Here is a 24,162-nt window from a genome sequence, read left to right as displayed (position 1 = left end):
TTTGTGAATTTTATTTTTGTATAGAATGGAGGGAGATTTCTTGACTGAACAAAAAGGATATGGATATGGCTGCGGTGGTCATGGAGGATTTGCTTTACTAGTCGTGTTGTTTATTCTGCTTATTATTATTGGAGCAAGCTGTTTTTATTAATTTGTGAATTTTATTTTTGTATAGAATGGAGGGAGATTTCTTGACTGAACAAAAAGGATATGGATATGGCTGCGGTGGTCATGGAGGATTTGCTTTACTAGTCGTGTTGTTTATTCTGCTTATTATTATTGGAGCAAGCTGTTGGGGTGGCGGATATGGTGGTTAAGTAACACCTTTCGCATCTCTTTAAAGTCAAATAATGGATTGCTTCACATTATGTGAAGCAATCCTTAACTCATATATCATATGTTTAAGATAATCTATATGTTCATTGTGAAAGGAGGAGAAAAAGTGAAATCTATGCCCTATTTCCCTAAAAACGCTTCATATCAATTGTCATCATCTATGACAAAGAATGAGGAATCAAAAATAAAAAATTCATCACAAAAAGAAATTATCGAACAGATAGCAAAAACAAAGAAATACATCCATCTTCCGCCAAATCAACCTTCTAAACAAACAACGAGTAAAGTAAATAAAACGCAAAAGCAAGATTTTAAATCTAATACCCCTTTCCCATTTCAAATTAATATTCCTTATTTCAATATACACTTAGATTCGACAGAACTGCTAAGTATCGCCAAATCTGTACTTATAGAAACGCTATTGAGGAAAATTAAGGATCCTGAATTTTTAATCAATATTTTAAATAGTGAAGGTGGAAATAAGTTACTTAATTTAGCAGGTAACTTTTTGAATGATAGCAATAAAACAACAGGAGAAAATACCAATGAGAAATAATTTTAATCATTTACGTTACCTTAAATTATAAATTTCTACTGTATTTGCTACTATTCCAAATCAAAAATAATCATATCATGCCCAACCTTCTTAATCCTGCTCCACTCTACCTTTACTTCTTGCTGTTCTCTTTTGAATCCACCCCATTTTCCAACTGGTATGATGAGGGCTTGAATCTTCCCATCTTTTTCATTAATTTCTAAATCAGCGTGACCTAAAACCCCCATTTTTTCTGCCCGCTCTAGGTCCACAATTTCTTTTCCACTTAATTCACTTAAACGCATATGACTCTCTCCTTTCTAAACATCTTTCATACAGTATCCTCAAATCCCATCCTATAATAAGTACGTATTCTACATGTCTGTAAAAAATACCAAAAAATGCGCTCCACTCCCCCCCATTCAAAAGTTTTATAATTACAAAAGCTTTGTACACAAAAAACCGCATCTCCTCGTAAGAGATACGGTTTTTTCTCCTTATTTCATTCCTTTTGGAAGCTCTCCATTCGGACTAATTAGCGCAGCAGAAAACTCATTTGTAAACATGTTGCGAATCAATTGATCCACATCTGTTTTCGTAACATTGTTCACACTCTCAATGATTTCATCAAGTGAACGATGCTTTCTTAGAAGCAATTCATTTTTACCATTACGGCTCATACGACTATTCGTACTTTCTAAACTTAACATCAGATTTCCTTTAAGCTGCTCTTTACTATTCACAAGTTCCTTCTCTGTAATACCTGTATTTTTTAACGTCTCTAGAGTTTCTTGCATTGTATCATATAGAGTATCCAATTGTTGGCTTCCTGTACCACCATAAAGTGTTAGCATTCCTGTATCTTCATAAGAAGAATGATAAGAGAACACTGAGTATGCTAAACCACGTTGTTCACGCACTTCTTGGAACAAACGGCTACTCATACTACCACCTAATATATTATTTAATACAATTAAGTTATAAATATCATCATGACCCATTTGCAAACCTTGGAATCCTAAACATAAATGAGCTTGTTCTGTTTCCTTTTTGCGAGCCACTTTATTAAAATGAAAAATCGGGCTATGTACTTGTTCACGATTTGTTGTTCCCTCGTAGTTACCAAAATATTGTTCCACTGTTTGCACAAATGCTTCATCAATATTTCCAGCAATCGAAACGACAACATTTTCAGGTGTATAATGATCTTTTATATATTGACGTAGTGTATCCCCTGTAAATGTTTCAAGCGTTTCTTCTGTACCTAAAATTGGGTATCCCAGTGGATGCGTTTCATAGGTCGCTTTTGTTAACATGTCATGTACGATATCATCTGGTGTGTCCTCGTACATTTTAATTTCTTCAAATACAACGTTCTTCTCTTTTTTCAATTCTTCCTCATCAAATGTGGAGTTAAAGAACATATCAGCTAACACATCAAGCGCATATTTTGCATGTTCATCAAGTACCTTTGCATAATAGCACGTGTATTCTTTTGAGGTAAATGCATTCACTTGACCACCAATGCTATCAAATGACTCTGCAATTTCTCTTGCACTACGTGTCTCTGTTCCCTTAAAAAACATGTGTTCTAAAAAGTGTGAAACGCCATTATTTTTTTCATTTTCATTTCTTGAACCTGCATGAATCCATATACCAATTGCAACAGAACGAACAGTTGGTATATTCTCCATAACAATTCTTACACCATTTTTACAAGTATATTTTTTAATCAAAAACTTTCCTCCTAATGCCAGTTTCTCTAAATAATTGCTATTATTTAATGATAACAAGTTTGCACATGAATGTCATGCAAATGTATTTAATCAATACGTTTTTCATCTAGTAATTCTGTAATATTCCCTACTTTATACCCTTGTTTTTTTAACTGTGAAATCATCGTATCTAGCGCCTCAGCTGTTGGAGATGTCGGATGCATCAATACAATTGCACCTGGGTGTACTTTCCCCATCACACGCTGGAGAATCACTTCAGGCTCCGGGCGTTTCCAATCGATTGTATCTACTGTCCACATAATAGTCCCCATCTTTAATCCATCCGCCACTTCTACAACTTCATCACGGAAACTTCCACTTGGTGGTGCAAACCATCGTACTTTTTGATTTGTAGCTGCCTCAATAATTTGATTTGTCTTTTGTAATTGCTCTAGTATTTGACTTTTAGACAGCGTTTTCATATCCGGATGTGTATAAGAATGATTTCCTACTTCTTGCTTTGCATCTACAATCATTTTTGCGAATCTTAAATTTTCTTTTACCCAGCGTCCTTCTAAAAAAAAGGTTGCCTTTACATCATGCTTTTTCAACGTTTCTAATATACGCGGAAGATACTCATTTCCCCATGCCACATTTATCGTTAATCCTACCATTTTTTTATGTGGATGCCCCCGATAAATAGGAGAAGGCGATAAATCTTCTAAATGCGTGTTTGGTGAAACTTCCCGATATACAAATTGCTTCTCATCAAATTTCCCTATTTTCTTCATGTTATTATATGACGCTTCAATATCAACCTCTTTACCATTATATCCTGGCGTAGCCTTCCAAATCTTATCAATTATTGCATTTTGCGGTGCAATTGAATATTGTTTGGCATGTTTCTGAATTTCCTCATAAAGATTATCATTTGCTAGCGCTGAATATGAGCATAAACTTATACAAAGAAAGAATACGGATATGAATATAACTATACGAGTTCTCATATAAACCCTCCCATTAACTATACAAATAAGAAAAATCCTTTTTCCTATTATCCTTGTTAATTTGAGCGTTATCATGAAAACTATACCTTTTTATCAATAAAAATCGATGCATCAAATATATTTTGTTTAACAAAAAAAGCCAGGAAACCTGGCTTTTTTACTTATTTTTGTTCTTGTGTATTTTCTTGTTTTGAAGCTTCTTCTTTTGCCGCTTCTTTTTCTTGCTCTTCTTTTAGCAATACTTTTCTAGATAAGTTTACACGACCTTGTTTGTCAATCTCGATAACTTTTACTGAAATCTCGTCGCCAATTTTTACAACGTCTTCTACTTTACCTACACGCTCAAGCGCAAGCTCAGAAATATGAACAAGACCATCTTTACCACTAAATAATCCAACGAAAGCACCGAATTTCTCGATACGTTTTACTTTTCCTAAGTAGATTTCGCCTACTTGTACTTCGCGAACGATATCTTCGATAATTTTCTTCGCCTTTTCATTCATTTCTTGATCAACGGATGAAATAAAGACTGTACCATCTTGCTCAATATCAATTTTCACGCCAGTTTCTTCAATAATTTTGTTAATTTGTTTACCACTTGGCCCAATAACATCACGGATTTTATCCGGATTGATTGTCATTGTAATGATTTTCGGAGCATATGCAGATAGCTCTTTGCGAGGCTCAGCGATAGCAGTTAACATGTGATCTAGAATATGCATACGACCAATCTTAGCTTGTTGCAATGCTTCTTCTAAAATTTCACGAGATAACCCATCGATTTTAATATCCATTTGCAATGCAGTTACACCATTCGCCGTACCTGCTACTTTAAAGTCCATATCACCTAAGTGATCTTCCATACCTTGGATATCCGTTAAAATTGTGTAGTGCTCACCAGATTTCACTAGTCCCATAGCAATACCAGCAACCGGTGCTTTTAATGGTACACCAGCATCCATCATGGCTAAAGTACTACCACAAATACTTGCTTGTGAAGTAGAACCATTTGATTCTAAAACTTCAGATACAAGACGAACTGTATACGGGAAGTCTTGCTCAGATGGAATAACAGGTTCAAGAGCACGTTCACCTAATGCACCGTGACCGATTTCACGACGACCTGGTCCACGCATTGGTCTTGTTTCACCAACACTAAAAGATGGGAAATTGTAATGGTGCATAAAACGTTTTGATTCCTCTACACCAAGACCATCTAAAATTTGCACATCACCTAATGCACCTAATGTACAAATACTTAACGCTTGTGTTTGTCCACGAGTGAATAAACCAGAACCGTGCGTACGAGATAAAATACCTACCTCTGATGCTAAAGGACGGATTTCGTCACTTTTACGTCCGTCTGGGCGGATTTTTTCAACTGTAATAAGACGACGTACTTCTTCTTTTACAATTTTATATAAAATCTCATGTACTTGTCCTAATACTTCAGCTTCAACTTCTTGCTCTTCATAATGTGCAATGACACGTTGCTTTACTTCATTAATTGCTTCTTCACGTGCATGCTTTTCATGTACTTGAATTGCTGCATGCATATCTTTCTCTGCCATTTCACGAATAGCTCTTTCAAGATCAGCATCGACTTCATAAAGCTTTACTTCTGTCTTTTCTTTTCCGACAGCTTGTACAATCTCTTCTTGGAAAGCAATTAGACGTTTAATTTCTTCATGACCGAACATAATTGCTTCTAACATTGTTTCTTCAGGTACTTGGTCTGCACCTGCCTCTACCATGTTAATTGCATCTTTTGTCCCAGCTACAACAAGGTGAATATCACTTTGTTCCTGTTGTTCTACTGTTGGATTAATAATAAATTCGCCGTCGATACGACCAACTGTCGCACCAGCAATTGGACCTTCAAATGGAACATCTGAAATCGATAAAGCTAATGAAGACCCCAGCATAGCCGCCATCTCAGAAGAACAATCTTGGTCAACACTCATAACGATGCTGACAACTTGCACTTCATTACGGAAACCATCTGCGAAAAGTGGACGAATTGGTCGGTCAATTAAGCGACTCGCTAAAATTGCTTTTTCACTTGGACGGCCTTCACGTTTAATAAAACCGCCTGGGATTTTTCCGACTGCATATAAACGCTCTTCATAGTTTACTGTAAGCGGGAAGAAATCTACATTTTTTGGCTCTTTTGATGCAGTTGCTGTAGATAGAACTGCTGTGTCGCCATATCTTACTAGTACCGCGCCGTTTGCTTGTTTTGCAAGTTGGCCTGTTTCAATTGTTAGCTGGCGACCAGCTAAATCTATCGAGAAGACTTGCTTTTCTTGACTCATTTAAGTACCCCTCTCAATTTAAAATATTCAATTCTTCTATGTAAATGGATGATATATCACAATATTCTTCCTCTAGTATTACCGAAATTTAAGTAAGCTATTAAGAGTAGAAGATATATTTTTACCTAACAAAAAAGCGGGAATATTCCCGCTTCTTTGACTATCGACGTAAGCCAAGCTTTGTGATTAATTCACGGTAGCGTGTGATATCGCTATTACGAAGGTAAGTAAGTAAATTACGACGTTTACCAACCATCTTTAATAGACCACGACGTGAATGATGATCTTTCTTGTGAGTACGTAAGTGCTCGTTTAGAGTGTTAATTTGCTCTGTTAGGACAGCAATTTGAACCTCTGGAGAACCAGTATCAGTCTCATGAGTTCTAAATTGTGCAATGATTTCATTTTTACGCTCTTGTGTTAAAGCCATCCTATTTCACCTCCTAATAATTAAACCCCCAATTACCTAGCAAGCGTCGGTGAGTCGCAATGCCAAGCAATGGTTGTCATAAAGTACATAACATAGAATACTACTTTTCATTGGAAAAAGCAAGCATATTCTTTGCTGTGCTAAAATATTCTTGTGCTGTTTTTTTATCTTTTGCAATTTGAGCAACTAGTTCGTCGATGCCATTAAATTTCTTCTCTTCTCGAATGCGCATATGCCACTCCACGGTAACAACCTGATCATATATGTCCTCATTGAAATGAAATAAATGTACTTCAATAGACAGTTTACGCTCATCTTCTTTAAAAGTTGGTTTATAACCAATATTACATACGCCATCATGCCACTCATCATGGACTTTTAACCTTACTGCATACACACCAACAGGTGGCAGAAGATATTCCTCACTTAAACCTACATTAGCTGTCGGAAAGCCGATTTGACGTCCACGTTTATCCCCGTGAACAACCGTTCCTTCTACTGTATAAGCTCTACCTAAAATAGATGGAATCTGTTCCATTTCTCCATTTCGGATTAGTTTTCGTAATACTGTGGAACTTACTTTTTCTTCTTGGAATTCAACTTTTTCAATCACGGTTTGTGTAAACTCCCCTCTTGCATGAAATGGTAAAGTCTCCATCGTCCCTTTTCCTAAACGTCCATATGAATAATCAAAACCTGCTACTACATGCTTTACATTTAGACCAATAATATATTCATCTACAAACTGTTGTGGCAGTAATCCAGCAAATGATTCATCGAATTTCACCACATATAACATATCAATCCCTAAATCTGCAATTACTTTTTCTTTAACGGATAGTGGTGTAATATACTCCACATGCGCTTCCTTTTTTCCTAATACAACAGATGGATGTGGATGAAATGTTATAACAGCACTTTTACATCCTCTTTCATCCGCTATTTTTTTTGCTGTTCGAATCACACGTTGATGTCCTAAATGAATGCCATCAAAAAATCCTAATGCCATTACAGTAGGTGGTAATTCTATTTTATTTTGTTTATGTGGATGAGTTAAATGAATAAGTTTCACGCTTGAATTCACCTTTTTCTGTAATAATCCTTCCAATAATCCATTATAGCTTTAGTTCCTGATTATTCACAAGTACTTTCATTGGCTTTAACATACCAGAGTGTTTTGGATGATGTTCATAAATTGCTAGACAACGTTCGTTTTTATCAAACACTGTAATAAATGGCGCTGTCACTTGTAATTCGTTCTTTAAAAACATCCCATTTTTTATTTTTTCTGCTTGTTTTTCATCTACAACCATTTTTGGAAATTTACTTAACGCCTCATCAATTGAGATAAAAATAGACTCTACTGTTCCATTTTGCATGTTTTCTTCAATTTCTTCAAATGATATGCAATCTTCTAGCAAAAATTCTCCTGAAGCTGTTCGCACAAGATGTGACATATGTGCTGGAAATCCTAATTTTTCACCAATCATAACCGCTAATGTTCTGACATATGTCCCTTTGCTACATGTAACACGGAAGCGGAATGAAATGTTTTTCCCTTCAAATACTTCACGATCATCAAGTAACACAAATTCATGAATTGTTATCGTACGAACTGGACGTTCTACTTCTTGTCCGGCTCTTGCATATTCATACAGTTTCTTTCCATTTACTTTTACAGCTGAATACATGGGAGGTACTTGCTCGATTGTACCTGTTAATTCTGCTAGTACAACTTCCACTTCCGCACGTGTAATAACGCGATTTACATCTTGTTTTTCTACTACCTCACCAGAAGCATCTTCAGTCGTTGTCGAAAATCCTAGTGTAACTTCACCTTCATATGTTTTCGTTTCACTTGTTAAAAATTGCGCAATTTTCGTTGCACGCCCTACACAAATCGGTAATACGCCTGTCACATCTGGATCTAATGTTCCTGTATGGCCAATTCTCTTTTCACGCAATATCTTTCTTAACTTAAATACACAATCGTGTGATGTCATTCCTTTTGGTTTATGTAATAGTAATACACCTTCCATATGTTCACCTCATCGTTATACTTTTGTAGAGGATGTTCAAGAAATCCGGTACAAATTGCAATCGCATTTCTTCATTTCGTCACCAGTCCTCATGTAAGTCTCAGTTATACGCTGTCTCCTTCTGGTCTCTTCACCTCGAAATGCTCCACTCTCTTTATCCTTCCTTTTGAACACTCACTTGTATGCAATACTTACTTTCCATTGAAAAAATGGATAGACAAATGTCTATCCATTATTCTTCACGTTTACCGTCTTTATTAATTTCATGTAAAAGTGTATCAATTCGATGACCATATCCGATAGATTCATCAAATTCAAAAGAAATCTCCGGTGTTTTACGAAGACGAATACGTTGGCCGATTTCTGAACGAATAAAGCCTTTTGCCTTCGCTAAGCCTTTTAATGTATTTTCTTTCTGTTCTTCGTCTCCTAAAACAGAAATATATACTTTGGCAATTTGTAAATCTCCACTCACTTGTACATCTGTTACTGTAACAAATCCAATACGTGGGTCTTTAATTTTACGACTAATAATATCGCCTAATTCTTTTTTCATCTGCTCGCCCACACGGTTTGCACGTAATTTCATAACCACTCACCTCATTCAATACCATTCCAATTGTGTTATCGTACGTTCAATTTCAGGAAATGAATCGATATACTCAAGTACACGATTCATTTCTTTTTCACAGACAACACGATTTGAGGATACGGAAACAATCGCAATTTCTGTGCGTTGCCATACATCTTGGTGTCCTACTTCAGAAACAGCTACATTGTAACGCTGTTTCACACGAGTTAGCACACGCTGTAAAATTGCTCGTTTCTCTTTTAAAGAATGCACATCATAAATCATACACTCGAATGAGAGTGAAGCGATAATCATCGCTTCACTTCTTCCATAATGTATGCTTCAATGATGTCTCCTTCTTTAAGATCGTTGTATTTCTCAATTGTAATACCACACTCGTAGTTTTGCGCAACTTCTTTTACGTCGTCTTTGAAACGTTTTAGCGTATCAAGTTGTCCTTCGTAAATTACTACACCATCACGGATAATACGAACACCGCTGTCACGCGTGATTTTACCGTCTGTTACGTAACATCCTGCAATTGTTCCAACTTTTGTTACTTTAAATGTTTGACGAACTTCCGCTTGACCAATTACTTTTTCTTCGAATTCAGGATCAAGCATACCTTGCATTGCTGCTTCAATCTCTTCGATTACTTTGTAAATAATACGATGCAGACGAATATCAACATTTTCTAACTCAGCTGTACGTTTCGCATTCACATCAGGACGTACGTTAAATCCGATTACAATCGCATTAGATGCAGACGCTAAAATAATATCAGACTCTGTAATCGCACCTACGCCTGTGTGGATAATTTTTACTTTTACACCTTCAACATCAATTTTACGAAGTGATGCTGCCATTGCTTCCACAGAACCTTGTACGTCTGCTTTTACAATTAGGTTAATCTCTTTTACATCGCCTTCTTGGATTTGTTGGAATAAATCTTCAAGGCTTAATTTAGATTTCTCACCACGCTGCGCAAGCAATGCTTGTTGTGCACGTGATTCACCAATTTGGCGTGCTTTCTTTTCATCAGCAAATGCCATGAAACGATCGCCCGCTTGTGGCACTTCATTTAAACCTGTAATTTCAACAGGGGTAGATGGACCAGCAACTTTCACGCGACGTCCAATGTCATTTACCATTGCACGAACACGTCCAAATGTTGTTCCAACTACAATTGGATCTCCAACTCGAAGTGTACCATTTTGAACAAGTAATGTTGCAATTGTTCCTTTTCCTTTATCAAGCTGTGCTTCAATTACAGTACCAGTTGCATAGCGGTTTGGATTTGCTTTATATTCTTCTACTTCACTTACAAGTAGAATCATTTCTAGTAAGTTGTCAATTCCTTCACCTTGAATTGCAGAAATTGGTACAAAAATTGTATCTCCGCCCCAAGCTTCTGGAACTAATTCGTATTCTGTTAATTCTTGCATTACACGGTCTGGATTTGCAGCTGGTTTATCCATTTTATTCACAGCTACAATAATTGGTACTCCAGCTGCTTTTGCATGGTTAATTGCTTCAACTGTTTGTGGCATAACACCGTCATCCGCTGCAACAACAAGAATTGTAATATCCGTTACTTGTGCACCACGTGCGCGCATCGTTGTAAACGCTGCGTGACCCGGTGTATCTAAGAACGTAATTTTCTTGTCATTTACTTCAACTTGGTATGCACCAATATGTTGCGTAATTCCACCAGCTTCACCAGCAGTTACTTTTGAATGACGGATCGAGTCAAGCAACGTTGTTTTACCGTGGTCAACGTGTCCCATAATTGTAACTACAGCAGGACGTTCTTTTAAGTTTTCTTCAGCGTCTTGCTCGTCGATAAATGTTTCAAACTCTGTTTCACTTACGATTACTTCTTCTTCTACTTCAATGCCATAATCAGCAGCGATTAACTCAATTGTATCTTTATCTAAATCTTGGTTAATTGTTGCCATAATGCCTAGCATAAAGAGCTTTTTAATAATTTCAGATGGCTCTTTGCTTAGTTTCTTTGCAAGATCACCTACTGTAAGTGTACCAGAGAAAGTGATTTTATCCGGTGTTTCTACCGTTTGTGTTTGCTGTCTTCCAGCAAAGTTTTCTTGACGTTTGTCTTCATTTCCTTTGCCTTTTTTCTTCTTCTTATTACTGTTCTTTTTACTACGAACAACTTTTTCTTCTACCTCAAACTCATCTGCAACAGAAGGCTTTTCTGCTCCAGTATTGTATTGATTATCTAATTTGTTTACTACTTCATCGTCTAACATTGTCATATGATTCGAAACCTCGATATTCATTTCTTTTAGTTTTGTAATAATATCTTTACTTGAGATATTGTGTTTCTTTGCATATTCATACACTCGAATTTTACTCATACCTTCACCCCCGGTAAGTTGTATCGAGCATGCTACGCAGCTTTTTCGCAAAGCCCTCATCTAACACAGCTACAACGACTCGCTCGTCTCTCCCAATCGCATGCCCTAATTGTTGTCGATTTTCGACTTTTCTCATTGGTATGTTGTAGTACGTGGTTTTATCTATGATGCGCTTTGTAGTGTTCACTGACGCATCTTCAGAAAGCAATACAAGCTTTGCTTTGCCACTTCGTACTTCTTTTAAAACGAGTTCTTCACCCGAAATTATTTTTCGAGCACGGTTTGCTAGTCCTAAAAACGATTTCCAATCGGACACTTATTTCGACTCCTTCTCAACAAGCTCGAGAAGTTCTTCATAAAGGGAACTGTCGACTTTCGCTTTTAGATGATGTTCCAAAATGTTTTTCTTCTGCGCTTGGATAATGCACTCTTTATCTTTTGACAAGTATGCACCACGTCCTGATTTCTTTCCAGTTAAATCAATGGACACTTCGCCCTCTTTGGAACGAACAATGCGAACGAGCTCGCGTTTTGATTTCATTTCTTGTGTTGCAATACATTTTCGTAACGGAACTTTTCGATTGCTCACAATCATCACCTCTATTCGATTTCGTCTTCAACTGAATCGAATGCGATCATGTTGTCTTCTTCTGTTACAATGCCAAGTTGCTTCGCATCAGACTCGCTTTTAATATCAATTTTCCAGCCAGTTAATTTGGCTGCAAGACGTGCATTTTGCCCGCGTTTTCCAATTGCTAATGAAAGCTGATGATCTGGAACAACAACAGTTGTTGCTTTTTCCTCTTCATTCACAAGTACTTTTACAACTTGTGACGGACTTAACGCATTTGCTACATATTCAACTGGATCGTTTGACCAGCGAACAATATCAATTTTTTCACCTTTTAGTTCATCAACAATGCGTTGTACACGTTGCCCTTTTGGACCTACGCAAGAACCTACTGGATCAACATCGATATTCTCTGCATATACAGAAATTTTAGAACGGTCGCCTGCTTCACGTGCTACAGAACGAATTTCTACAGTTCCATCATAAATTTCCGGCACTTCAATTTCGAATAAACGTTTTAAAAGACCTGGATGTGTACGTGATACGTAAATTTGTGGTCCTTTTGTTGTTTTTTCTACTTTTGTAATGAACACACGAATTCGATCATGTGGTTTATATTGTTCATTCGGCATTTGCTCACTTACTGGTAGTAAAGCTTCTACTTTTCCTAAGCTTACATAAATAAAACGAGCATCTTGACGTTGTACAATACCAACCATGATGTCTTCTTCGCGGTCACTAAATTCTGAATAAATGACACCGCGTTCTGCCTCACGTACACGTTGTGTCACAACTTGTTTTGCAGTTTGCGCTGCAATACGTCCGAAATCTTTTGGTGTTACTTCAATCTCTAATACATCACCATCTTGATAGTTCGGATTGATGTGTCTTGCTTCTTCTACAGAAATTTCAAGACGTGGATCAAACACATTATCTACAACGTCTTTACGTGCTAAAACTTGAATTGTCCCCACTTCTGGGTTAAAGCTAACACGTACGTTTTGTGCTTGGTTAAAATTGCGTTTATAAGCAGAGATTAAAGCTGCCTCAATTGCATCAATAATAATATCTTTGCTAATACCTTTTTCTGATTCTAATACGAGCAAAGCATCTAACAACTCAGTGCTCATGAAGATCCCCCTTCTTACTAAAACGTAACAGCAAGTCGCGCATTCGCAACTTTATCCATTGGAATTTGGATTTCTTTTTTACGTGTTTTAATTGTTAATAATAGTGTAATTGTTGTACCATCATAGGACAGTAGCTTGCCTTCAAACATCTTTTCACCATCAATCGGCTCATATGTTTTAACTGCCACTTGTCTTCCTACCGCTTGCTGGAAGTCTTTTTCTTTCTTTAATGGGCGTTCTGCTCCAGGAGATGATACATCCAAAAAGTAAAGATGAGGAATTGGGTCCTCTTTATCTAAAGCTTCGCTTAAACGTTCACTTACCGCACCGCATTCTTCAATGTCTACTCCTGTCTCAGAATCGATGAATACGCGTAGGAACCAGTCTTTTCCTTCTTTCACATATTCTACATCTACAAGTTCAAGATTTAACTCTTCAACAATCGGCTGCGCAAATGCTTCAACAACTTCTGTGACTTTCTTATCCATAAACAGCCTCCTTCCTGCCGCCATGTACCATTTGAAAGAAAAAGAATCCGCTCATACAGACGGTCTATCTTATTCTTTCTCGTTAGCTAACAAAAGCCCCTGCCGTTAAGCAGGGAATATCTGTCTTAGTATTACCAAATTTAAGAAGTAAAACTTGTAACAAAATATGTATATACGACAGAAATATCTCACCTACATACATAGGTAAAACATAGATAGTAACACGAAAGAGTGGGTTTCCCCACTCTTTTTTTTCATAAAATATACATGACATGGTTATCTCGGTTAATAGTATAACATAGCAAATACTGATTTGCAAAGACTTTTCCTGCCTGCTAGAACAGTGACAATTGGTTTTTGTCTGGCAAATCTCCTAAACAACCTTGGCTATCTAAATATTCAATAATTGTTTTGGAAATCTTACTACGTTGTTGCAAATCTTCTTTTGATAAGAATTCACCATTTTCACGTGCTTCAACGATACTTATGGCAGCGTTCGTACCAAGACCAGGTATTGCATTAAACGGAGGAATTAACGTCTCTCCATCAATAATAAAGTCAGTCGCGTGTGAACGATATAAATCAACCTTTTGGAATGAATAACCACGTTCACACATTTCAAGTGTCATTTCTAATACAGTTAGTAAACTTTTTTCTTTCGGTGCTGCATCTAACCCTTTTTGTGCAATCTCATCAATCCGCGCCCTGATTGATGCCGAACCTTTTGCCATCGCCTCTACATCAAAGTCATCGGCACGTACTGTAAAGTATGCTGCGTAGAACAGGAGTGCAAAATGCACTTTGAAATAAGCGATACGTACAGCCATAAGTACATAAGCAGCCGCATGGGCCTTAGGGAACATGTACTTAATCTTTTTACAAGAATCAATATACCAACCAGGTACATTGTTATTGCGCATTTCCTCTTCCCACTCTTCTGGTACACCTTTACCTTTACGCACGGATTCCATAATTTTAAACGCTAACGATGGATCTAATCCTTGATAAATTAGATAGACCATAATATCATCACGACAACCGATAACTTCGCTCAGTGTACATGTACCGTTATAAATCAGTTCATTCGCATTACCAAGCCATACGTCTGTACCATGGGATAGTCCAGAAATTTGGACTAGTTCTGAGAATGTCGTTGGCTTCGTCTCTTCTAACATCTGTCTTACGAACTTCGTACCAAACTCAGGAATACCAAGTGTACCTGTTTTACAATTAATTTGTTCTTCTGTTACACCTAAAGACTCTGGACCAGAGAAGATTTTCATTACTTCTGGATCATCGGTCGGGATTGTTTTCGGATCCACACCACTTAAATCTTGCAACATACGAATAACGGTCGGATCATCGTGTCCCAGTATATCTAGTTTCAACAAATTGTCATGAATCGAATGGAAATCAAAGTGCGTTGTTCTCCACTCCGCCCCTACTGAATCGGCAGGGAACTGAATTGGTGAAAAATCAAAAATATCCATGTAGTCTGGCACAACGATAATACCACCTGGATGCTGCCCCGTGGTACGTTTTACACCTGTACAACCTGAAACAAGACGATCAATCTCAGCGTTTCGAATCGTTAAATTATGATCATTGGCATAACCTTTTACATAACCGTAAGCCGTTTTCTCTGCAACTGTACCAATTGTTCCAGCACGATATACATAGTCCTCACCGAACAGTACTTTCGTATAGTTATGTGCTCGTGGTTGGTATTCTCCGGAGAAGTTCAAATCAATGTCGGGTACCTTATCTCCTTTAAAACCAAGGAACGTTTCAAACGGAATATCATGTCCATCTTTTACATATGGAACATTACATGCCGGACAATCTTTATCTGGTAAGTCAAAACCAGAACCTACAGAACCATCATTAAAGAATTCTGATTGCTTACACTTCGGACATACATAATGTGGTGGTAATGGGTTTACTTCGGTAATTTCCATCATCGTCGCAACAAATGATGATCCTACCGATCCACGTGAACCTACAAGATAACCGTCTACAAGTGATTTTTTCACGAGCTTATGTGAAATTAAATAGATAACGGCAAATCCATGTCCAATAATACTTTTTAATTCTTTTTCCAAACGGGCTTCTACAATTTCTGGTAGTTCTTCACCATAGATGCTACGTGCCATTTTATAACTCATATCACGTGTTTCATCGTCTGCACCTTCAATTTTCGGTGTGTATAGGTCATCTTTTACTGGATGAACGTCACCAATCAATGATGCAATCTTTTGTGTATTTGTCACAACAATTTCTTTTGCTTTCTCTTCTCCTAGGAATGAGAAGCAATCTAACATTTCATCTGTTGTGCGGAAATATACAGGTGGTAATGAATGACGATTTAATGGATTTGCCCCACCTTGCGAACTTACTAAGATTTTACGATACATTGCATCTTCTGGATCTAGATAATGTACATTCCCTGTCGCAACAACTGGTTTATCTAATGTTTCACCTAATTTTACTAAGTTGGAAATGATCGTTTTTAATTGTCCTTCATCTCGAACTAACTCAAGCTCTACTAAATGACGTAACACTTCTGGAGGCATTACCTCAATGTAATCATAAAATTGCGCAATCTCTTCTACCTCTTCAGGAGCCTTTTGCATCATCGCTTCAAATACTTCACCTTTATCACAAGCAGTACCTACTAATAAACCTTCACGATATTTTTTTAATAATGATCGTGGTATTCGTGGTACGCGGTAAAAATAATTGATATGTGAATATGAAACAAGTTTGTATAAGTTTTTCAAGCCTTCATCGGATGTTGCAAGTAAAGTTACATGGCTCGGTCTCCCGCGTTTATATGCATCTCCTTGCCCCATACTTTCATTTAATTGATCATGATATTCAAAACCTTTTTCAATTACATCCTTTAGCATCTTAACTAGTAAATATCCCGTTGCTTCTGTATCATAAATTGCACGGTGATGCTGTGTTAATTCAATGTCGAGCTTTTTACACATCGTATTTAAGCGGTGGTTCTTCATCTCTGGGAATAAGAATCTAGCTAATTCCAATGTATCAATAACTGGGTTCTTCGGCTTATCTAAGCCACATTTCTTAAAGCCTACATTTAAGAATCCCATATCAAAGCTTGCGTTATGGGCAACAAGTGTATGATCACCCATCCATGCTTCAAACTTTTTAAATACTTCTCCTACTTCCGGTGCATCAGTTAACATATCGTCTGTAATACCAGTTAATTCAATAATTGTAGCTGATAGCGGTTGATGCGGATTGGCAAAAGATTCAAAGCGATCAATAATTTCTCCGCCCTTCACTTTTACAGCGGCTAACTCAATGACCGTATCATATACAGCAGATAACCCTGTCGTCTCAACGTCAAAAACAACATATATTTCGTCTGCCAGTAATCGATGTGACTCATTATAAGCAATTGGAACACCGTCGTTAACTAAGTTGGCTTCCACACCATAAATCACTTTTATACCAGCTTTTTTACCAGCAGAATATGCTTCGGGGAAAGACTGCGCAACAGCATGGTCTGTAACCGCAATCGCTTCATGTCCCCATTTCCCAGCTTGTGCAACAAGCTTAGATACTCCGGTAACAGCATCCATTTGACTCATTGGTGTATGCAAATGTAGCTCTACTCGTTTTTCCCCTTCAGGTGCTTTATCTTTACGAGAAGGTCCTGTTATTTCGTTTATATCATTCGCAATCATGACTAAATCACGGACAAACGTATCATTTTGAACAGAACCTCGCGCTTTTACCCACATTCCTTTTTTCAATGATTGTAGAAGCGGAAGATCCTCTTTATCACGTGAGAACATTTTAATCATAATGGAATCCGTATAGTCAGTTATTTTTAAAGTTAATAACGTACGTCCACTACGAAGTTCTTTCGTTTCCACATGGAAGACATAACCTTGAACGGTTTTTCGTCTTTCTTCGTCTTGGATCTCACGCATCGGAGTGATTTCTTCATCAGGCTTAATAAGATACCCAAGTACAACTGGTCCTTCATGTACAATATCGCTTTCTTCAGCCTGTTTTTTCGCCATCTCTTCCATAGCTTGTATAACACGCTGACGATCCTCTTGTTGCGTTTGCTCACGAAACTTTTGAACTTCCTCATCATTTTGTTTTATATTTGTGTCAAGCTGAAAACGTGGGAATCCAAAGATCTCATATTGATCTCCTACTGGCTTCACAAGATTTTTCTTTAACGCAGTAGATTCTAGCTCATTATTCACATCCAGTAACAACCTCACTCCGTTCACACGTGGAAGCTGTGTTTTTAAATAGGCAAACATCGGAGAGAATGTGATTCGATCTGTGCAAAGAGGCCAATATGCCCTAACCTCTTCCTCTGTAAATTGTTTATTCTCTGTTTCTAGTGCAAATGACGTTTTTGCAATATGTGAAAATGACTGCTTTATCTGCGTTTCTAGCAATTCGTATAATTCTGTTGGCAAAATACGTGGCACCTGCAAATCAAAATGCCAACTTTTATTTGCTTTATCGACAACTAGTCTTTGTATGCCACCACCTTGTAAATATTGATTTATAAGGTCTTCAGGCATTTGCAACTGCTGGAGCAAAATTTGAAATCGCTCTTGTTGTTCATTTGTTAACGACATAAGCAACCTCCTTCCATTTGCTATTATAAAATGAAACTTCCAGCAAAGAAAGATTTCTCCCTTCTTCACTTACAAAGATTATTCTCCAAAGAAAGAGAAGGTACCTCATAACGAGGTACCTCTTCTTATTTTAAAATATTATTGATATATGTGCTAAGTTCTTCAACTTTCACTTCTGCAGATTCATTTGTAGCACGTACTTTTACTTCAACGATTCCTTCATCAGCCTTTTTACCAACTGTTACTCGAACTGGAAGACCGAATAAGTCTGCATCAGCAAATTTAACACCTGCACGCTCTGCACGATCATCTAACAGTACTTCATATCCTTGTTCTTGTAATGAACTGTAGATCGTTTCGCCCACTTCTCGCTGTGCATCAGACTTCATATTTACTGGAATCACATGTACATGGAATGGAGCTACAGCTTTTGGCCAAACCAAACCACTTTCATCATTAAACTGTTCAGCAATTGCCGCAACTGTACGAGATACCCCAATGCCGTAGCATCCCATGATAAGCGGCTTCGTTTTTCCATTCTCATCTAAGAATGTAGCATTCATTGCCTCGCTATAACGTGTACCTAATTTAAATACATGTCCAACTTCAATTCCACGCGCAAAACGAATTGTCCCATTTCCATCTGGAGATTGATCTCCTTCTTGGATGAAACGTAAATCTGTATATTGACTTACTTTAAAGTCGCGCTCTGGATTTACATTTACATAATGGAACCCTTCTTCATTTGCACCACAGCAACCATTTACAACCGCTGCTACAGCGTGATCAGCAATAACTTCAACATCACCTGTTACACCAATTGGACCTAAAGAACCTACTTCACAATTTAATAGACTTCTTACCTCTTCATGTGAAGCAAGTTCAACAACTGAAGCACCATATACGTTCTTCACTTTTACATCATTTACTTCGTGGTCTCCACGAACAAGTACAACAACAAACTTCTCATCTACTTTAAAGATCATAGATTTAATACAATGTGATGCTTCAATGTTTAAAAATGTAGATACTTCTTCAATTGCCTTTTGATCTGGTGTTGCTACTTTTTCAAGTTCTTTTTCTATTTCATCGCTCTTTGTATAAGAAGCAACAACAGGAGCCATTTCAATATTCGCTGCATAATCAGACGTATCAGAATACGCAATTGTATCTTCCCCTACATCAGATAATGCCATAAATTCATGTGTATCTTTACCACCCATTGCTCCAGAATCGGCAATAACCGCACGGAAATTCAAACCACAACGAGCAAAAATATTAGAATATGCTTGATATAAACGGCTATAAACTTCATCTAAACTTTCTTGTGTTGCATGGAAAGAATATGCATCTTTCATTAAAAACTCTCTTCCGCGTAATAAACCAAAACGTGGTCTTTGCTCGTCACGGAATTTTGTTTGGATTTGATATAATGTTAACGGCAGCTTTTTATAAGATTTAATCTCATCACGTACAAGGTCTGTAATAACTTCTTCATGCGTTGCTCCTAGCGCAAACTCACGATCATTACGATCTTTCATACGCATTAACTCAGAACCGTAAGAGTACCAACGACCTGATTCTTGCCATAATTCAGCAGCTTGTAATGCTGGCATTAATAATTCTACAGCTCCTGCTCGTTCCATTTCTTCTCGAACGATACGCTCCACTTTATGCAATACTTTTAGACCAAGTGGTAAAAAACTATAAATTCCAGAAGCATTTTGACGCATAAATCCTGCACGAAGTAGCAATTGATGACTTTTAATCTCAGCATCTGCTGGCACTTCACGTAATGTAGGACTAAATACCATACTTTGTTTCATCTATTCGCACCTCTTTATTTTACTCTCATACGCAGTAAAACCCCCCACCTCAGATCAGGTGAGGGATTACAACTCTCAGAGCTCTATTCATTTCATTCACTTTCCACAAAAAACATTGGGAATTTCACACTTACTACAAGTTTCACTTCATTTTACAAGAAAAACTTGCGAATGTCATTCCACGTGACAACTAACATAAGTAACATTAATAACGCAAAACCAATAAAGTGAACCATTCCTTCTTTTTGACGGTCAATTGGTTTCCCTCGCAGTGCTTCAATTAAGAAGAAGAACAAGCGTCCTCCATCAAGAGCGGGAACCGGTAATAAGTTAAATAAACCAAGGTTTATGCTTAAAACAGCTGCCAAGCTAAGAACACGAATGACACCATAATCTACTACTTGGTCTGTTAAATTATAAATTCCTACTGGACCTGATAAATCATTAATAGAAAACTGACCCGTTACTAATTTTACTAAGGAATCAAAAATTAGTTTTGTCCATGTATACGTCTGCTCAAAACCTGATTTAATAGAACCAAAAATAGATTTCTCTACAGGAGAGTAGACACCAATTCTACCAACCTTTTCTTTACCTTCTGTATCAGTTGATGGCGTTACTTTTACATTAAACTGTTCGCTATCACGTTTTACATGAAGCGTAATTTCTTTATTTGGGTGTTCCCGTACAATCGTTACAACATCTTTCCATGTGTTCGTGTCTTTTCCATCAATTGCTTGAATCATATCATCTTGTTTCAAGCCTGCTTGTTCTGCCACACTATCCTTCATTACTTTCCCAATCATTGGTTTGTCCACAGGAATACCTTGTACCAATCCAATAATAACAAAAATAACAAATGCAAGAATGAAGTTCATAGCAGGACCTGCAAAGATTGTTAATGCTCGCTGTCCTAACGTTTTAGAACCAAATTGCCTGTTAAACGGAGCGATTTGTATTTCTTCTCCTGCTGAAACAATACGAGCTTTTTCACTCACACGGAATGTTTGCAATTCCTCTTCATACTCTTCGTAACCAGAAATTGTAAGATTATTTTCTAAATCAGCTTGTTCTACTTCAATCACTCGAACATTCGGATACTTTTCGCGCCCGTCTAAAACTAATTTCATAACCTCTTCGTTTTCATTTAACACAAGTCCAACTTTTTTTCCTGGTTTTAATTCAACCGTTTCGGCATCCTCGCCAGCCATTCTAACATAGCCTCCAAGGGGCAGTAGCCGAACTGTATAAACTGTTTCATTCTTTTCAAATGAAAATATTTTTGGTCCAAAACCAATTGCAAACTCACGGCATAAAATACCTGCTCTTTTTGCGAAATATAGATGCCCTAGCTCATGGAAAAATACGAGTGCACCGAAAATTAATATAAAGGCAATCGCTGTATTCAATTCCATAACCACCTTTGCTAAATTTGTTCCATCACAAACCGTCTTGTGGCTGCATCAATTTCCTGAATTTCCTCTAAGCTCGGACGTGCAATGACATTGTGATGGTGCATTGCTTTTTCAATGAGGTCTTCTACTGTTAAGAAACCAATTTTCTTTTGTAAAAAGGCTGCTACAGCTACTTCATTCGCCGCATTCATTACTGCTGGCATGCTTCCGCCCATTTTTCCAGCTTCGTACGCAAAACGGAGGCAACGAAAACGTTCTTGATCCATTTTTTCAAAATGCAGTGTTCCGATTTCCCACAAATTTAACTGTTTTGTATCTAAAAGTGGTAATCTGTCAGGATATGTAAGTGCATATTGAATTGGTACACGCATATCTGGTGAGCCGAGCTGCGCCATTACACTACGATCTTCAAATTCAACCATAGAATGAATAATGCTTTCTTTATGTAAAACAACATCGATTTGCTCATAAGGTATGCCGAAAAGCCAATGCGCTTCAATCACTTCCAGCCCCTTATTCATCATTGTAGCAGAATCAATTGTAATTTTCGAACCCATTGACCAGTTAGGATGACGAAGCGCATCCTCTACTGTCACATGATGCAATTCATCTCTCGTTTTATCACGGAAACTCCCGCCTGAAGCAGTGATAACTAAACGAGAGATGCGTTTTTCATTTTCTCCATTCAAACATTGAAAAATAGCCGAATGCTCACTATCTACTGGAAGTAACGACACATTATGTTTGTGCGCAGCTTCCATAATAATATGTCCCGCAGTTACTAATGTTTCTTTATTTGCAATTCCAATTGTCTTTTTCGCCTCAATCGCACGAAGTGTAGGTAACAAGCCTACACTACCTACAACAGCAGTGATTACAACTTCTGCATCTGGGTGAAGAGCTACCTCTAATAATCCATCTTCACCGTAAACTACTTTTGTATTTCCAGAAACGGCTTGTAACCTTACAACATCTTCTTCTCTTTGTACAGAAACAAGCTGAGGAGAAAATTCTTGAATGACTTTTACTGCATATTCAATATTTTTCCCTACAGAAAAAGCAACGAGACGGAATTGGTCTGGGTGCGAGCGCAGTACATCTAAAGTTTGTGTTCCAATTGATCCACTTGCACCTAATAAACTAATGTTTTTCATAACTCCAACCCCTCGTTTTATTATGAAATGAAATGTAAGAAATGTAAAATCGGTAATACGAACAACCAACTATCTGTTCGATCTAATATCCCGCCGTGTCCAGGTAAGATTGTACCTGAATCTTTCACACCGTAATGACGTTTAAATGCAGACTGTACTAAATCACCAATTTGTCCAAAAATGGAGATCGCAATTGTAACAATAATTAGCATTCCAACATTTTCATGAACTGTGAAGAACATATTATATACAAAAGCAACGACAATCCCACAAACAATACCACCTAATGAACCTTCTATCGTTTTATTCGGACTAATCTCTGGCCATAATTTTCTTTTTCCAATTGCTTTCCCTATGAAATATGCGCCTGAATCAGTTGCCCAAATGACAAATAATGCATAAAACACATAATGGATTCCTGCTATTCTCGTTTCATTTAAATATAAGAACCCCATTGCAACATACGTTGTTGCCATAAGTAAAAATGAAGCATTGTCAAAAGTAAATGTATTCTTCGAAAGGACTGTATATGATAAAAGTAATAAAACAATCAAAAATGTGATTTCTAATTTATCTAATCCAATCCGGTCAAAAATACCTAGTGCATTACTTGGAACTAAAATAATCCATAATAATAATGCAGCTAAAAACGTTGGTACCGAAATAAGTGTAAGCTTGTTCATACGAACTAACTCATATAATCCAATAGAAGCAAGTACATACACTAAAACTGTAAAAGGCACGCCACCGTAAAATACGATGGGAATGAATAGCGCGGCAGCAATCACTCCAGTAATAATTCTCTGTTTCACTACCAAACCCTCTCTTTCTACACGCCTCCGAATCTGCGCCCTCTATGTTGAAAGTCTGTAATCGCATTTAGCAAATGTTCCTCGGTAAAATCTGGCCAATACACATCTGTAAACCAAAGCTCCGAATACGCAATTTGCCATAGCATGAAATTACTAATACGCAATTCCCCACTTGTACGAATAAGCAAGTCTGGGTCAGGTAAAGAACTTGTCATTAAATATGAAGAAATCATTTCTTCATTTATATCTTCTGAACGAACTTTCCCTTCTTCGCTGTCTTTCATCATATGTTGCACAGCAGAAACGATTTCATCGCGACTTCCATAGTTTAACGCAAAATTGAGAATTAATCCCGTGTTCTCTTTTGTATCTTCCATGGCCTTCTCCATCGCTCTGCGCGTATGCGTAGGAAGACGATCTTTTTGTCCAATTACTCGAACTTGTACATTTTCTTCAATCAATTCTGGTAAAAATGTACCTAAAAATTCTTCTGGAAGCTTCATTAAATAGTCGACTTCCTTTTTCGGTCTTTTCCAGTTCTCAGTAGAAAAAGCATAAAGGGTCAGCACTTTTACATCAAGTTTACTAGCAAATTTCGTAATTTTTTTTACTACTTGCATTCCTTCATGATGTCCAGCAATACGAGGCATTGCTCTTCTTTTCGCCCATCTTCCATTACCATCCATAATGATCGCAATGTGCTCCGGGATATATCCCTTTTTCACTTCTTCAATGAGATGATCAAACGATGTGACCTTTTTACCTTTAAAAAAAGGAAACTTTTTAAACATCATTCATACCCT

Annotated in this window: 23 protein-coding genes; 3 read left to right on the top strand and 20 right to left on the bottom strand. The window is 37.3% G+C overall.

What is annotated here, in order from left to right; all coding sequences use genetic code 11:
- Positions 1–40 precede the first annotated feature (40 nt).
- The 3 genes from KFD70_RS14540 to KFD70_RS14530 all read left to right on the top strand — a co-directional run bounded on the left by KFD70_RS14540 (position 41) and on the right by KFD70_RS14530 (position 892).
- Positions 41–151, top strand: coding sequence for a YjcZ family sporulation protein (locus KFD70_RS14540; RefSeq protein ID WP_431613211.1), 111 nt, complete (start codon positions 41–43; stop codon positions 149–151).
- Between the two features lie 40 nt (positions 152–191).
- Complete coding sequence (locus KFD70_RS14535) at positions 192–317, top strand: YjcZ family sporulation protein (RefSeq protein ID WP_431613210.1); 126 nt, start codon at positions 192–194, stop codon at positions 315–317.
- A 134-nt stretch (positions 318–451) separates the two neighbouring features.
- A complete protein-coding gene (locus tag KFD70_RS14530) occupies positions 452–892 on the top strand; it encodes a hypothetical protein (protein ID WP_336452211.1) in 441 nt (146 codons plus the stop codon).
- Positions 893–942: 50 nt separating this feature from the next.
- Here the strand turns inward: KFD70_RS14530 and KFD70_RS14525 are convergent, their stop codons facing one another.
- From KFD70_RS14525 to uppS, 20 genes are all read right to left on the bottom strand, one after another.
- A complete protein-coding gene (locus KFD70_RS14525) occupies positions 943–1,176 on the bottom strand; it encodes a YlmC/YmxH family sporulation protein (RefSeq protein WP_174101866.1) in 234 nt (77 codons plus the stop codon).
- 192 nt (positions 1,177–1,368) lie between these two features.
- Entirely contained in the window at positions 1,369–2,607 is a 1,239-nt protein-coding gene (locus KFD70_RS14520) for a M16 family metallopeptidase (RefSeq protein WP_336451987.1), read from the bottom strand.
- An 86-nt stretch (positions 2,608–2,693) separates the two neighbouring features.
- Positions 2,694–3,593 carry a polysaccharide deacetylase family protein gene (locus KFD70_RS14515; RefSeq protein WP_336451988.1) on the bottom strand — a complete coding sequence of 300 codons (900 nt, stop codon included), beginning with the start codon at positions 3,591–3,593 and terminating at the stop codon, positions 2,694–2,696.
- Positions 3,594–3,754: 161 nt separating this feature from the next.
- On the bottom strand, positions 3,755–5,908 hold the full coding sequence (gene pnp, locus KFD70_RS14510; protein ID WP_336451989.1) for a polyribonucleotide nucleotidyltransferase: 2,154 nt from the start codon (positions 5,906–5,908) through the stop codon (positions 3,755–3,757).
- Between the two features lie 160 nt (positions 5,909–6,068).
- On the bottom strand, positions 6,069–6,338 hold the full coding sequence (gene rpsO, locus KFD70_RS14505) for a 30S ribosomal protein S15 (protein WP_001229392.1): 270 nt from the start codon (positions 6,336–6,338) through the stop codon (positions 6,069–6,071).
- A gap of 100 nt (positions 6,339–6,438) precedes the next feature.
- Positions 6,439–7,410 carry a bifunctional riboflavin kinase/FAD synthetase gene (gene ribF / locus KFD70_RS14500; RefSeq protein ID WP_336451990.1) on the bottom strand — a complete coding sequence of 324 codons (972 nt, stop codon included), beginning with the start codon at positions 7,408–7,410 and terminating at the stop codon, positions 6,439–6,441.
- A 43-nt stretch (positions 7,411–7,453) separates the two neighbouring features.
- Positions 7,454–8,377: a tRNA pseudouridine(55) synthase TruB gene (truB, locus tag KFD70_RS14495; RefSeq protein WP_336451991.1), complete on the bottom strand. Its 924-nt coding sequence runs from the start codon at positions 8,375–8,377 to the stop codon at positions 7,454–7,456.
- Positions 8,378–8,609: 232 nt separating this feature from the next.
- Positions 8,610–8,966 (bottom strand): 30S ribosome-binding factor RbfA, encoded by a 357-nt coding sequence (gene rbfA / locus KFD70_RS14490; protein WP_002173084.1) that lies wholly within the window; start codon positions 8,964–8,966, stop codon positions 8,610–8,612.
- Positions 8,967–8,981: 15 nt separating this feature from the next.
- Complete coding sequence (locus tag KFD70_RS14485) at positions 8,982–9,263, bottom strand: DUF503 domain-containing protein (protein ID WP_017151268.1); 282 nt, start codon at positions 9,261–9,263, stop codon at positions 8,982–8,984.
- A complete protein-coding gene (gene infB, locus KFD70_RS14480) occupies positions 9,260–11,326 on the bottom strand; it encodes a translation initiation factor IF-2 (protein ID WP_336451992.1) in 2,067 nt (688 codons plus the stop codon). Before infB ends, KFD70_RS14485 begins: the two co-directional genes overlap by 4 nt.
- 4 nt (positions 11,327–11,330) lie before the next feature.
- On the bottom strand, positions 11,331–11,642 hold the full coding sequence (locus KFD70_RS14475; protein WP_336451993.1) for a YlxQ family RNA-binding protein: 312 nt from the start codon (positions 11,640–11,642) through the stop codon (positions 11,331–11,333).
- Entirely contained in the window at positions 11,643–11,915 is a 273-nt protein-coding gene (gene rnpM / locus KFD70_RS14470; protein ID WP_017151265.1) for an RNase P modulator RnpM, read from the bottom strand. It lies immediately after the preceding gene.
- A gap of 11 nt (positions 11,916–11,926) precedes the next feature.
- Positions 11,927–13,027: a transcription termination factor NusA gene (gene nusA / locus KFD70_RS14465; RefSeq protein WP_017151264.1), complete on the bottom strand. Its 1,101-nt coding sequence runs from the start codon at positions 13,025–13,027 to the stop codon at positions 11,927–11,929.
- A 17-nt stretch (positions 13,028–13,044) separates the two neighbouring features.
- Entirely contained in the window at positions 13,045–13,515 is a 471-nt protein-coding gene (gene rimP, locus KFD70_RS14460) for a ribosome maturation factor RimP (RefSeq protein ID WP_336451994.1), read from the bottom strand.
- Between the two features lie 335 nt (positions 13,516–13,850).
- Positions 13,851–18,152 carry a PolC-type DNA polymerase III gene (locus KFD70_RS14455; RefSeq protein ID WP_336451995.1) on the bottom strand — a complete coding sequence of 1,434 codons (4,302 nt, stop codon included), beginning with the start codon at positions 18,150–18,152 and terminating at the stop codon, positions 13,851–13,853.
- A gap of 125 nt (positions 18,153–18,277) precedes the next feature.
- Positions 18,278–19,978 carry a proline--tRNA ligase gene (locus tag KFD70_RS14450; RefSeq protein WP_336451996.1) on the bottom strand — a complete coding sequence of 567 codons (1,701 nt, stop codon included), beginning with the start codon at positions 19,976–19,978 and terminating at the stop codon, positions 18,278–18,280.
- A gap of 152 nt (positions 19,979–20,130) precedes the next feature.
- The gene (gene rseP, locus KFD70_RS14445; RefSeq protein WP_336451997.1) at positions 20,131–21,387 is read right to left on the bottom strand and encodes an RIP metalloprotease RseP; all 1,257 of its coding nucleotides are present in this window, start codon (positions 21,385–21,387) and stop codon (positions 20,131–20,133) included.
- A gap of 17 nt (positions 21,388–21,404) precedes the next feature.
- Positions 21,405–22,547, bottom strand: coding sequence for a 1-deoxy-D-xylulose-5-phosphate reductoisomerase (dxr, locus tag KFD70_RS14440; protein ID WP_336451998.1), 1,143 nt, complete (start codon positions 22,545–22,547; stop codon positions 21,405–21,407).
- Positions 22,548–22,567: 20 nt separating this feature from the next.
- Positions 22,568–23,359: a phosphatidate cytidylyltransferase gene (locus KFD70_RS14435; protein WP_336451999.1), complete on the bottom strand. Its 792-nt coding sequence runs from the start codon at positions 23,357–23,359 to the stop codon at positions 22,568–22,570.
- Positions 23,360–23,376: 17 nt separating this feature from the next.
- A complete protein-coding gene (gene uppS / locus KFD70_RS14430; protein WP_336452000.1) occupies positions 23,377–24,153 on the bottom strand; it encodes an undecaprenyl pyrophosphate synthase in 777 nt (258 codons plus the stop codon).
- Positions 24,154–24,162: the final 9 nt, after the last annotated feature.

Source organism: Bacillus pfraonensis, from assembly GCF_050768835.1.
Classification (GTDB): Bacteria; Bacillota; Bacilli; order Bacillales; family Bacillaceae_G; genus Bacillus_A; species Bacillus_A pfraonensis.
The sequence above is the reverse complement of the archived record's forward strand: the minus strand, read 5'-3'. Positions and strand labels throughout refer to the sequence as shown.

Coding starts and splice junctions, on each gene's coding strand:
- rimP (WP_336451994.1), bottom strand. CDS start 13,515: ATGGATAAGAAAGTCACAGAAGTTGTTGAAGCATTTGCGCAGCCGATT.
- KFD70_RS14515 (WP_336451988.1), bottom strand. CDS start 3,593: ATGAGAACTCGTATAGTTATATTCATATCCGTATTCTTTCTTTGTATA.
- dxr (WP_336451998.1), bottom strand. CDS start 22,547: ATGAAAAACATTAGTTTATTAGGTGCAAGTGGATCAATTGGAACACAA.
- KFD70_RS14530 (WP_336452211.1), top strand. CDS start 452: ATGCCCTATTTCCCTAAAAACGCTTCATATCAATTGTCATCATCTATG.
- truB (WP_336451991.1), bottom strand. CDS start 8,377: ATGGAAGGTGTATTACTATTACATAAACCAAAAGGAATGACATCACAC.
- rbfA (WP_002173084.1), bottom strand. CDS start 8,966: ATGAAATTACGTGCAAACCGTGTGGGCGAGCAGATGAAAAAAGAATTA.
- KFD70_RS14455 (WP_336451995.1), bottom strand. CDS start 18,152: ATGTCGTTAACAAATGAACAACAAGAGCGATTTCAAATTTTGCTCCAG.
- KFD70_RS14450 (WP_336451996.1), bottom strand. CDS start 19,978: ATGAAACAAAGTATGGTATTTAGTCCTACATTACGTGAAGTGCCAGCA.
- rpsO (WP_001229392.1), bottom strand. CDS start 6,338: ATGGCTTTAACACAAGAGCGTAAAAATGAAATCATTGCACAATTTAGA.
- KFD70_RS14485 (WP_017151268.1), bottom strand. CDS start 9,263: ATGATTATCGCTTCACTCTCATTCGAGTGTATGATTTATGATGTGCAT.
- uppS (WP_336452000.1), bottom strand. CDS start 24,153: ATGATGTTTAAAAAGTTTCCTTTTTTTAAAGGTAAAAAGGTCACATCG.
- KFD70_RS14525 (WP_174101866.1), bottom strand. CDS start 1,176: ATGCGTTTAAGTGAATTAAGTGGAAAAGAAATTGTGGACCTAGAGCGG.
- pnp (WP_336451989.1), bottom strand. CDS start 5,908: ATGAGTCAAGAAAAGCAAGTCTTCTCGATAGATTTAGCTGGTCGCCAG.
- infB (WP_336451992.1), bottom strand. CDS start 11,326: ATGAGTAAAATTCGAGTGTATGAATATGCAAAGAAACACAATATCTCA.
- nusA (WP_017151264.1), bottom strand. CDS start 13,027: ATGAGCACTGAGTTGTTAGATGCTTTGCTCGTATTAGAATCAGAAAAA.